This is a genomic window from Persicitalea sp. (genome assembly GCF_041751555.1).
Classification (GTDB): domain Bacteria; phylum Bacteroidota; class Bacteroidia; order Cytophagales; family Spirosomataceae; genus Persicitalea.
Genome location: NZ_JBGSXF010000642.1, coordinates 1 through 10,379, shown reverse-complemented (window position 1 = coordinate 10,379; position 10,379 = coordinate 1). Strand labels below are relative to the sequence as shown.

The following is a 10,379-nucleotide window of genomic DNA, read 5'->3' as shown; positions in this document are numbered from 1 at the left end:
TCGTAAGGACGTGGATGCTGTCATCATTAGTACCGCCGACTTCCAGCACGCCCTCCATTCGGTGGCGGCGATCAAGTCGGGACGTGATGTCTATATGGAAAAACCTTTCGCCGAATCGCTGGAAGACGCCAAGCTGTGTTTAAAAACTGCCGAAGCTTCCAAGCAAATCGTGCAGGTAGGTTCGCAACGGCGCTCGGCTCCCAACTACCACGCGGCTAACAAGTTCATCAACTCTGGCGAGTTTGGGCCGATCTCAATGGTGGAAATGACCTGGAACGTCAACCAGCCCGGTCGCTGGCGTCTGCCCGAGTTGACGAAGGAAATTCGCAAAGAAGATACCGATTGGGATCGCTTCCTGATGAATCGCCCCAAAGTAGCCTGGAATCCGCGCTACTACTTGGAGTACCGCCTGTTCTACCCTTACTCCTCGGGAATTCCCGGTCAGTGGATGTCGCACCAGATCGACACCGTCCACTGGTTCTCGGGACTGAATGCACCACGTAGCGTATCAGCCAACGGTGGCGTTTATGTTTGGAAAGACGGTCGCAAGAACGCCGATACTTTCTCGGCGGTATTCGAGTACGGACCTTTTGACGATCCCAGCAAAGCTTTCCAGGTGATTTATTCATCAAGAATGCACCAGGCAGCGGGCGATGTCAAGGAATACTATTACTCCAACGCGGGTATGATCAACCTGGACACGAACGAGATCACTCCCGACGGTGGCCTGCAAGCCGGACCAGCCAAGGCGATGGGTATGGAACCCAACTTGTTGCCGACCAAGAAACTTGGCGAAGTAGCCAAAATGGAAACGGGCGCCAACACGGGCGCCGATCCCATGACGTCGCTGCACATGCTCAACTGGATGGAGTGCGTCCGCAGCCGCAAGCAGCCCAATGCCCCAGCCCGCGCGGGTTTCAATCACGCCGTGGCCAATATCATGGCCACGCAAGCCCTACACACGGGCAAGCGCGTGACCTGGGACGAAAAGAAGAATGATATAGTAGCAAGTTAAAAATTGTTTAATTGTTGACGGGGCCGCCCGCGCGGTTGTGTATTTGTTGATTTGGTTCAAAGATCGATTCAGCAAATGCACATTTCTTTTTTTATCAAATATGAAAAATAAATTTTTGGTAGTTGGCTCTCTATTGATGTCCACTGTGTTTGTCGCGAATGCCCAGCAGGTAGCATTACAAAACAATGGGGCTGAGCGGAAAGTAGAAGTGACCGTGGACGGAAAACCATTCACGGCCTACATTTATCCCGGCACTGACGTCCTGAAAAAGGCTGTTCTCTATCCCGTCAGAACGGCGGAAGGAACTCTCGTTACGCGCGGGTGGCCGATGGATCCTCGTCCTGGCGAGCGGGTAGACCACCCCCATCATGTGGGCGTCTGGTTCAACCACGGCGATGTCAACGGCTACGATTTCTGGAACAGTTCCAACGCCGTGGATCGTACCAAGAACAAGTACGGCGACATCATTCACACAGGCATCACCGACTTGAAAAGTGGGAAAGGCAAGGGTGAATTGAGCGTGACCGCCGACTGGGTAAGTCAGGATGGTGATACTTTCCTTAAGGAGAAAACTACCTATATCTTCCGGGCGTCCGGAGATGAGCGCATCATTGACCGTATTACGACACTCACCGCGCAGCAGGACGTTACTTTTACTGACTCGAAGGAAGGCATGTTTGGCATGAGGCTCGCGCGACAGATGGAGTTGCCTTCTAACAAAGCAGAAGTTTTTACTGATGCTAATGGTGTAGCTACCAAGGTCGCCTCGCTTAACAATGAAGGCGTAACGGGCAACTACCGCAATAAAGAAGGGGTCAAGGGCGACGACGTTTGGGGCAAGCGTTCGGCTTGGAACGACCTGAGCGGTAAAATCGGCAATGAGGAGATCAGCGTTGCTATTTTTGACCATCCTCAAAACCTGGGTTATCCCGCTTACTGGCATGCGCGTGGTTACGGCCTTTTTGCTGTGAATCCAATGGGCGATAAAGAGTATTCCGGCGGCAAGGAAACACGTAATGAAAAACTACCCAAGGGAAAATCAATTACCCTCCGCTACCGCTTGGTCATCGCCTCGCATCACCTTACCGACGCAGAAATGAACAAACTGGCTGGGGAGTTTGGAAAAGTGAAATAATTTTTAAGGAGGAAAGGGAAAAAGGAGGAAAGGAGGAGGGAGGAAAGGAGAAAGGTAGCAGGCTTGCGCTTTGATACTTAATTTTCCTCTCCTCCTTTTTTCCTTTCCTCGCCACGGGGCGCCCCGCTTCCTCCCTCAAAGAAGAGGCGACTCGCCACTTGGTCGGCGAAAAGTTTCCCCTTTTCCGTTAACAGTAGCAATCCATCGCGGGAGTGGAGCCAGCCGATTTCGTTGAGGCGGAATATCTCTTCACCCGTTTGCATAAGGAAACGGCCTCCTGAAAGTTCTTGTAATAACTCCAATCGACAACCCCATTTCGTGCGAAGACCCGTGAGAAGGTACTCGTTGACCTGGTCTTCCGGCGTGAGTATCTCTTTGGTAATAGGTAAGGTTTTGTCTTTTATTCCGGATAGGTAGGCGGCGTTGTTGCTCACATTGTATTGGCGGCTGGTACCGTCGTATGAGTGCGCGCTAGGGCCAATGCCGAGATAGGGACGCCGCTGCCAATAGGCGCTGTTGTGGCGGCTGTATTTTTGATTCTTGGCAAAATTGGAAATCTCGTACTGGTCAAAACCTGCTGCCCTCAATTTGCTGACTAGTACCTCGAACTGTCGGGCGGCAAATTCGTCTTCGATCGGGGCCATTTTCCCTGTTTTGGTCCAGTTGCCAAAAACCGTTCTGGGTTCCACCGTGAGGGCATAAGCCGATATGTGTTCTACTCCCAAAGCAAGCGTTTTTTCGATGTCTCTTAACAAAATATCGTCGCTCTCGGCGGGGATGGCGTAGATGAGATCTACAGATAAATTGGTAACGCCCGCGTCCTGCGCCATTCTCACGCTGTCCTCTGCTTCCTGCGCGCTGTGGATGCGGTTCATGAACCGCAGATGTGGATCATGGAAAGACTGAATGCCTATGCTCAGGCGATTTACGTCCTGTTCGACCAGCATCTTTAAAGTAGTTTCTGAGAGATCGTCAGGATTGGCTTCCATCGTAATTTCAGCGTCGGGTTTGAGATGAAACTGCTTTTTGATAGCATTCATCAACGTTGCCAACTCCTTTTCGCTGAGCAGGGAAGGAGTGCCGCCCCCGAAATAGACGGTGTGGAGGTCGTCCGAGGGTAGATAGTCTTTTTGCATTTTCAGCTCTCTGACCATCGCCCGCACAACCTTACCCTTGTCCCGCAACGACGTACTGAAATGGAAGTCGCAGTAGTGGCAGGCCTGCCGACAAAAGGGAATGTGCAAATAGAGATGCATGGCGAAGGGGTTGAGCAAGGGCGGAAAATGCCGTGAAGGGTTTTGCAAAAATAACTACATTCGTACAATGAAAAAGCTAATGGGCGGATTAGCCCTGGTTCTTTGCTTTTTGCAAAGCTGCACCACCTTCAAAAATGACGATCCGATGGCGGGAAGTAAGCTCCCGGCCGTGCATAAGTACTACCAAACCCGCCTGGGTGAGATGCACTTCGTTGCGGTCGGAGACTCGACCCTGCCGCCGGTCCTGTTCGTACACGGTTCGCCCGGTTCGTGGGATGCTTACAGCGGTTTTTTGAAAGATTCGGTGCTGCAAAATAAGGCTTACCTCATGTCGGTTGATCGTCCTGGCTTTGGAGAAAGTACCGAAACAGCGGTAAAAATGTTGACCGAGCAAGTTGAAGCACTTCTTCCCATCATGAAGTACCAGACGCAAAAGGTAATTCTTGTTGGCCATTCGCTGGGTGGTCCCATCGTGGCCCGCTTTGCTATGGAATACCCTGAGTATGTTCGGGGATTGGTACTGGCGGCAGCGTCTGTCGATCCTGACTTGGAACCCACCAACTGGTACCGTTACATTCTGGCTGTGCCGCCTGTGCGCTGGATTATCCCCCGCTCCTTTGAATCGAGCAATGAAGAGCTTTTACCCTTGAAAAAAGACCTAAGAAAGATGGTTGGTTCCTGGGATAAAATTAATTGCCCAGTGGTTGTGATTCAGGGCGGCAGCGATGTGCTGGTGCCAGCGGCCAATGCTGATTTTATCGAGCAGAAACTGAATGGTCGCGTGCCGTTGACAATGATTCGTAAGAAATCCATGAATCATTTTGTTCCCTGGTCCGATCCCGAACTTATTCGCTCGGGAATTCAGCTGCTGTTAAAATGAAAAAGGCCCAGTTTCGACTGGGCCTTTTTCATTATTCTAAAACAAGAAGTGATTACTGCGCCGGAACGACGTTGATCTTCACCGTATGCTTCACTTCCTTGTGCAAGTCAATAACGGCATCGTAGGTACCGACCGACTTCACTTCGTCCACCGTGATTTTCTTACGGTCGATGTCGAAGCCTTTCGCTTTCAGGGCGTCGGCTACCTGCGTGTTGGTAACGCGACCAAAGATGCGGCCACTTTCACCCACCACGGCAGGAATGTCAATTACCGCTTCGCCAATAGCAGCGGCGATTTCCTCGGCCTCATTCTGCATTTTTTCAGCTTTGTGCGCTGCCTGGCGAACGTTCTCCTCCACTACCTTGCGGTTGGAGGAGTTGGCCAGTATGGCGTACCCTTGCGGGATAAGGTAGTTACGGCCAAAACCGTTCTTCACCGTCACGATGTCGTTCTTATAGCCAACCTTGGCAATGTCTGTCAATAATATAATGTCCATTTCTTGCGATCTCTTTTACGTGATTACTTCAATTGATCGGCTACAAACGGCATCAGGGCCAGTTGGCGCGACCGCTTGATGGCCTGGGCCACTTTGCGCTGGTACTTCAGGCTGGTGCCGGTAAGGCGACGGGGAAGAATCTTGCCCTGCTCATTGACGAGCTTCAATAGGAAATTGGGATCCTTATAGTCGATGTATTTGATGCCTGCCTTTCTGAAACGGCAGTACTTCTTACGGTTCTGGGTCTTGTCGATTGGTTCGTTTACGAGTGTCATGGCTTATGCGGCTTGTTCGGGTTTTTGTGATTCGTCAATGGCGGCTTCCTTCTGCTGTTTCATCAGCCCTTTCCGCTTTTTCTCGTTATAGGCAATGGCGTGCTTGTCAAGCGCTACTGTCATGTGACGGATTACGCGCTCGTCGCGGCGGAACTCGGTGTCAAGCATAGCAATGACGTTACCCGGCGCGGTGAATTCCAGCAAATTGTAGAATCCCGTGTTCTTCTTTTGGATAGGGTAGGCCAGCTTGCGCAATCCCCAGTCTTCCTCGTGTACCAGTTCCGCGCCGTTGTCGGTGAGGATTTTACGGAACTTGTCAACGGCGTCCCTCATCTGGGCCTCAGATAAGATGGGAGTTAAAATGAACACCGTTTCATACTGATTGTTCATACGAAATGAATTGGTTATTAGTTAATTTTCTCAAAATGAGGGTGCGAAATTACTCGCTTTTAGTGTGAAAAGCAATTGTTTGTTAAATCGCGTAATCGTTGTACTGTGTAATTGGTGTTGGATTGACTAGTTGTTAATTTATTCAATACACTACTAGTGAGTAAGATAAAACGCCCAGCTTAACAAAAATACGATTACACAGCCGCGCGGGCGGCCCCGTCAACAACCTGCTACTTTACAGAAAAATCACCCTGCCCAATCTTGAATCCTTCGCTATATAGCTCGACAGTGTACTTGCCATCTTTGAAAGGGATGCCACCGCGGCCATAGATAATGTCTACAGATTGGCCAGTATTATTGAAATTGATAGCCTCCTTTGAACTGTAAATCATCTCGCGGCCATTCTGAATGAAGGCGCCTGAACCTGTGGCCATATCGGATAGCACCGCACCGTCGGGGTCGAGGATGCGGAGATAGACCTCCTTACGGTCCTGCTTGGCAATGGCATTGGGACCGAGTCGGAAGCCAATTTTCAGTTTGTCGATCCGTCGCGACCGATAAGTACCCCCGTCCCGTTCTTTTCCTTTGGAAGTCAGAGCATTCACCGAGATGTTTTCGGCTCGCAGGGCGGAGGCGACCGTGACTTTTTCGTTCAAATCCCGGTTCTGAACGGCATAGTTGGTAACCGAGTCGGCAAGGAGTTGCTTTTCGCCCTCCAGTCCGGTAACTGTCTCGCTCAGTTCTTCGTTTCGGGCTGTCACGATGCCCAGCTCTTCCTTCAATTGCGCGATTTCGGTGTCCTTCTGGCTTAAAATCGACTCGTAGTTGCGGATTTTATCCTCATATTTTTTCGTTGAAAACGAATTCGAATTGCGCAGTGCCTGACGGTCGCGCTCCAATTCCTGCTTCAGCACGATGAGCGAATCGACGCTGCCGCCGAGTTGCTGAATCACGGCGATTTTGGCGTCCAACTGCACCGATATCGAATCCAGTTTGTTCTTGGTGGACAGCACCTCGTCGGTCTTGGCGGCGATGATGATATCTTTGTCGCGATTATTCTGCTTTTCCTGATAATAAAAATAGAAAAGTACGACGTTCAGAATGGCTAAAACGGCCAACGCCACCCAAAGCAAGGTACGGCGGTCTTGTTTTTGATCTTGGTTGTAATCCATACGGAATTCAGATTAAGTTGATGTGATAGTGGATAAAAGGGTAGTTTATTGAGCCGCGAATATACGATTTTATTTTTACAAGAATCATAAGTAGTTAATAGTCAGTTTTTTAAATTAGCATATGTCTATAAAAGAAAATATTGCCGAGATCGAGCGTCAGGTACCCCCCGATGTAAAGCTCGTGGCCGTTACCAAAACCAAGCCCATCGCAATGTTGCAGGAAGCCTACGACACGGGCTGCAAAATTTTCGGAGAAAATAAGGCACAGGAAATGGTGGAGAAATACGAAGCGTTGCCCAAGGACATCCAATGGCATATGATCGGCCATCTGCAGACTAACAAGGTAAAGTACCTCGCGCCCTTCGTTTCCCTCATTCATTCAGTGGACAGCCTGAAAGTCTTGAAAGAAATCAATAAGCAGGCAAAAAAGAACGACCGCACGATCGACTGCCTGTTGCAAATCCATATCGCCGAGGAAGATACCAAGTTCGGATTGTCGGAAGAAGAGGTAGTTGATTTGCTGGATTCCAAAGAATTTGACGCTATGGAAAATGTACAGGTTTCGGGCTTGATGGGGATGGCTACCTGGGGTGTTTCCGATGAGCAACTTAGAAGGGAGTTTGGCGGTTTGCGTCAGCTTTTTGAAAAATTGAAGGAGAAAGAAACCGAGAAAGCGACGATGCAGGTACTCTCAATGGGTATGAGTAACGACTTTCCCGTAGCGTTGGAAGAAGGCAGCACGATGGTGCGCGTCGGTAGTGCGATTTTCGGAGCCAGGAAATAGAAGGCAGTTTGGAGCGAACTACCCCTTGGCCGAAACTGGAATCTTTTTTTCGATTGCGTTTAGCACCGTTTCCAGAGGTAGCTGAACACAAGGAACGCCCTCGCGACGAATCAAAACGCAGTTTTCGCCGCTATCATAAGTACCCGAGTAGGGATTGTAGGCTGAAAACTCATTCAGCGAACCCAATATGATAAAGCCGAAAGTACCCACAGCATTAGCCAGGTGCGCCGGGCCGCTGTCCAGGCCGATGAAGAACTCTGCCCGACGAATCACCTCCGCCGTTTCCAGGATCGAGAGTTGGCCGCAGAGGTTGTGGTAGGTGGGGTGGTTTACGGATAGATTACTCGATAAACCGATCTCGATAATCGACACGCCGTACTTGTCTGCCAACTGCGGAATCAGGGCGTTCCAGCGTTCGGCGGGCCAATCTTTAAGCGCAAGGTTCGACAAGCAATGCACTACAATGAAGCGCTTGGGCAAATCCAGCCCATCCACTTTCCGGCGGTGCCGCTCCTGCAAATACAGCCGCGGCTGGTCGTCCTGCGGGACAGTCAGGTTGCTGATCTTGGCGAAAACTTCCAGCAAATTTCCGAAATTGAAGTAGGTGTGAACGTTGATTCCCTTAGCCACTGCCACCGGATTTTCTACGAACACATCACAGGTCGGGCAGCGGTTGTTGTTGCGGAATTGCAACTCATACACTTTATCAAATACTCCCGTTTCCAAAAGTACCCGCCGCTGAGTCACGCAAAATTCCGGGAACGACTCATCCACGTTGGGGTTAGTGTCGACCAATTCCCGAAACATGGGCTTGACGAACCAAACGATGTGGGCGTCAGGATGCAATTCCCGAATTTGCCGTGAAAGTGGCTCGGCGGCCACAATGTCACCAAAGTGCTCCGTGCGGACGACAGCAACTAGCTTTTTTTTTAACTTTCTTTTTTTTGAGCCAAAATAAAGCTGCGCCCGGCGGGCCAGGAGGTGCGCTTTGGCAATGTGGCTGTATTTATGGTAGCGGTGCGTCCAGAGAGCGACGAAAGCTTTTGGGGTCATTGGTGTGTGTGGAACGTGTTAATGGCGCAAGTTAGGGAAGAAAAATTTGCTGGGAGATTTGTTTTTTTAAGGATGAGAATTTGTAAGTTTAGACAAATCAAGACAGCACTTGCCATGAAGAGATCGTTGTTTTTGCTTTTTGGAATTGGCCTATCATGCATTCCCTCGTCCCGGTCGCTCGCCCAACCGGATGCCCTTTTCCCTTCCGAGAGGCTCCTGGCCGCCCAGATTTCGCGGGATACTCTGCCCGAAATCAGGATGAAGTTCGAGCCCTGGATCCTGGCCGTTTCGCTCCTGGTTTCGCCGCTGTACATTGGGGGACATTCCTACAAAATAAATGACCGCAAATATTACTTCGCTTCGAATGTTAAACCATATCTCCAAACCACCAGCGACCCGCTCCTCGCCGAACTCTACCGACGGCATGAGACAAACCGCATCATCTGGTACAGTGCCACGACGCTGGGTTCGCTGGTGGCGGTGGTAGGCGTAAGTCAGAGAATCAGGTTGTTTTATTTTATTCCCTATTACGACAACTCCAACAACAACTACCTCTACTGGGCGGGCGGGATTACGTTGGCAGGTTTGGGGGCCCGCATCGTCTGTTTCCGGAATATGCGCAAGGCAGTCAACTACTATAACTTCAAATATGCTGGTGTCAAGCCACCAGTTACGCTCAGTCTGGGGCTGTCGCAGTTAGCGCCGGGCGGCGTGGGGCTGGCTTTGAGGTTTTGAGAGGGAGAAGATGGCTTGTCCCTATCTTTGCCCTCGGTAAGGTCTTCATGACACACAAAAATGTTAATAGGGCGACTCACGCCAGCAACTCCATAACCGCCTTCCCTTTCCCATCGGGCGTAGTATAAAACGGACGCTTCTCAATCTCGTACTCCGTATCCGGCGGAATCCCAAGCGCGTGGTAGATCGTCTGGTGGATGCCGTCGATTTTAACGGGGTTTTCGATGGACTTGCAGGGGCGTTCGTCGGCGGTTTTGCCATAAACGTAGCCGCGCTTGATGCCGCCGCCGAACATAAGCAGCGAGCAGCCGTCGGTGAAGTGACGGTGCATGCCGTAGAATTTCTCATCTGAGAGGATGTCGGGTTGCTTCACTTGCTCCTTTACCTTTTGGTCGGGGCGGCCTTCCACCATCATGTCGCGGCTGAACTCGCTGGCCAGCACGATTAGGGTGCGGTCGAGGTGGCCGCTTTGGTCGAGGTCCTGGATGAGTTGGGCCACTGGGCCGTCGATCATTTTTTTCATATCGACCATGCGGGTATGGCCGTTTTCGTGGGTGTCAAAACCTTTAAATGGTTCGTACTCGGTTGTGACGCTAATGAAGCGCGCGCCTTGCTCGGTGAGTCGCCTGGCGAGCAGACACCCCAGTCCGAACTTTCCGGTGTTGTACTTTTCGTAGCTTTCCTTCGGCTCAGTGCTGAGGTCGAAGGCTTTGGCCTCGGGGGAGTTGAGGAGCATGTAGGCTTGCTCCATCGAGCGGCGCAGCGATTCTTTTTGGTAATCGCTGCCATACTCACCCATCGGACTGCTGCTGATCAAGTCGTTGTAAAGCTGATTTCGCCGCTCGAAGCGATTCGCGTCCATCCCCACAGGTGGGCGGACGCTGTCCAGTCCCTGCGTCGGGTCAGGAATAAAGAAGGGACCGAACTCGTTACCCAGAAATCCCGCTGTATGGAAGGCCTTCAACTCCTCGGCCTCACCGACGGTAAAACGCTGCCCGATATCCACGAAGGCTGGAATCACCGGATTCTTTGGGCCGAGTTCTTTGGCAATCCAGGCCCCGATGTGCGGCGCGGCAACGGTTTGAGGCGGCTCGTAGCAGGTATGCCAGTTGTACTGGTGCCGTGAATGCAGGATATGACCCAGGTCGGCGGCTACGTAGGAGCGTATCAATGCGCCTTTATCCATTA

Annotated in this window: 12 protein-coding genes; 5 read left to right on the top strand and 7 right to left on the bottom strand. The window is 51.1% G+C overall.

The features are described 5' to 3' along the window. A partial coding sequence (locus tag ACEW8P_RS22610; protein WP_373515338.1) for a Gfo/Idh/MocA family protein occupies positions 1-1,015 on the top strand: 1,015 nt, incomplete at its 5' end. Between the two features lie 100 nt (positions 1,016-1,115). After that, positions 1,116-2,150: a PmoA family protein gene (locus tag ACEW8P_RS22605; protein WP_373515337.1), complete on the top strand. Its 1,035-nt coding sequence runs from the start codon at positions 1,116-1,118 to the stop codon at positions 2,148-2,150. A 77-nt stretch (positions 2,151-2,227) separates the two neighbouring features. On the opposite strand, the gene hemW is transcribed toward ACEW8P_RS22605, so the two are convergent. Continuing rightward, on the bottom strand, positions 2,228-3,454 hold the full coding sequence (hemW, locus tag ACEW8P_RS22600; RefSeq protein ID WP_373515336.1) for a radical SAM family heme chaperone HemW: 1,227 nt from the start codon (positions 3,452-3,454) through the stop codon (positions 2,228-2,230). Between the two features lie 19 nt (positions 3,455-3,473). On the opposite strand from hemW, the gene ACEW8P_RS22595 reads away from it, so the two are divergent. Further along, positions 3,474-4,286 carry an alpha/beta fold hydrolase gene (locus ACEW8P_RS22595; protein WP_373515335.1) on the top strand — a complete coding sequence of 271 codons (813 nt, stop codon included), beginning with the start codon at positions 3,474-3,476 and terminating at the stop codon, positions 4,284-4,286. Positions 4,287-4,338: 52 nt separating this feature from the next. Here ACEW8P_RS22595 and rplI read toward each other — a convergent pair whose 3' ends face one another. The 4 genes from rplI to ACEW8P_RS22575 form a co-directional block, all read right to left on the bottom strand. Continuing rightward, complete coding sequence (gene rplI, locus ACEW8P_RS22590) at positions 4,339-4,782, bottom strand: 50S ribosomal protein L9 (RefSeq protein ID WP_373515334.1); 444 nt, start codon at positions 4,780-4,782, stop codon at positions 4,339-4,341. 23 nt (positions 4,783-4,805) lie between these two features. After that, positions 4,806-5,057, bottom strand: coding sequence for a 30S ribosomal protein S18 (gene rpsR, locus ACEW8P_RS22585; RefSeq protein ID WP_373515333.1), 252 nt, complete (start codon positions 5,055-5,057; stop codon positions 4,806-4,808). Positions 5,058-5,060: 3 nt separating this feature from the next. Next, positions 5,061-5,447, bottom strand: coding sequence for a 30S ribosomal protein S6 (gene rpsF / locus ACEW8P_RS22580; protein ID WP_373515332.1), 387 nt, complete (start codon positions 5,445-5,447; stop codon positions 5,061-5,063). Positions 5,448-5,677: 230 nt separating this feature from the next. Next, a complete protein-coding gene (locus tag ACEW8P_RS22575; protein ID WP_373515331.1) occupies positions 5,678-6,619 on the bottom strand; it encodes a hypothetical protein in 942 nt (313 codons plus the stop codon). 121 nt (positions 6,620-6,740) lie between these two features. Between ACEW8P_RS22575 and ACEW8P_RS22570 the strand changes: the two genes are divergently transcribed. Next, entirely contained in the window at positions 6,741-7,403 is a 663-nt protein-coding gene (locus tag ACEW8P_RS22570) for a YggS family pyridoxal phosphate-dependent enzyme (protein ID WP_373515330.1), read from the top strand. An 18-nt stretch (positions 7,404-7,421) separates the two neighbouring features. On the opposite strand, the gene ACEW8P_RS22565 is transcribed toward ACEW8P_RS22570, so the two are convergent. Further along, positions 7,422-8,456 (bottom strand): glycosyltransferase family 9 protein, encoded by a 1,035-nt coding sequence (locus ACEW8P_RS22565; RefSeq protein WP_373515329.1) that lies wholly within the window; start codon positions 8,454-8,456, stop codon positions 7,422-7,424. Positions 8,457-8,570: 114 nt separating this feature from the next. On the opposite strand from ACEW8P_RS22565, the gene ACEW8P_RS22560 reads away from it, so the two are divergent. After that, on the top strand, positions 8,571-9,191 hold the full coding sequence (locus tag ACEW8P_RS22560; protein ID WP_373515328.1) for a hypothetical protein: 621 nt from the start codon (positions 8,571-8,573) through the stop codon (positions 9,189-9,191). A 76-nt stretch (positions 9,192-9,267) separates the two neighbouring features. Here the strand turns inward: ACEW8P_RS22560 and ACEW8P_RS22555 are convergent. Next, a partial coding sequence (locus ACEW8P_RS22555) for a DUF1501 domain-containing protein (protein ID WP_373515327.1) occupies positions 9,268-10,379 on the bottom strand: 1,112 nt, incomplete at its 5' end.

Bases quoted from the DNA above. Each gene is read 5' to 3' on its own strand.
- ACEW8P_RS22575 (WP_373515331.1), bottom strand. From the start codon at position 6,619: ATGGATTACAACCAAGATCAAAAACAAGACCGCCGTACCTTGCTTTGG.
- ACEW8P_RS22570 (WP_373515330.1), top strand. From the start codon at position 6,741: ATGTCTATAAAAGAAAATATTGCCGAGATCGAGCGTCAGGTACCCCCC.
- ACEW8P_RS22595 (WP_373515335.1), top strand. From the start codon at position 3,474: ATGAAAAAGCTAATGGGCGGATTAGCCCTGGTTCTTTGCTTTTTGCAA.
- rpsF (WP_373515332.1), bottom strand. From the start codon at position 5,447: ATGAACAATCAGTATGAAACGGTGTTCATTTTAACTCCCATCTTATCT.
- rpsR (WP_373515333.1), bottom strand. From the start codon at position 5,057: ATGACACTCGTAAACGAACCAATCGACAAGACCCAGAACCGTAAGAAG.
- ACEW8P_RS22565 (WP_373515329.1), bottom strand. From the start codon at position 8,456: ATGACCCCAAAAGCTTTCGTCGCTCTCTGGACGCACCGCTACCATAAA.
- ACEW8P_RS22560 (WP_373515328.1), top strand. From the start codon at position 8,571: ATGAAGAGATCGTTGTTTTTGCTTTTTGGAATTGGCCTATCATGCATT.
- ACEW8P_RS22605 (WP_373515337.1), top strand. From the start codon at position 1,116: ATGAAAAATAAATTTTTGGTAGTTGGCTCTCTATTGATGTCCACTGTG.
- rplI (WP_373515334.1), bottom strand. From the start codon at position 4,782: ATGGACATTATATTATTGACAGACATTGCCAAGGTTGGCTATAAGAAC.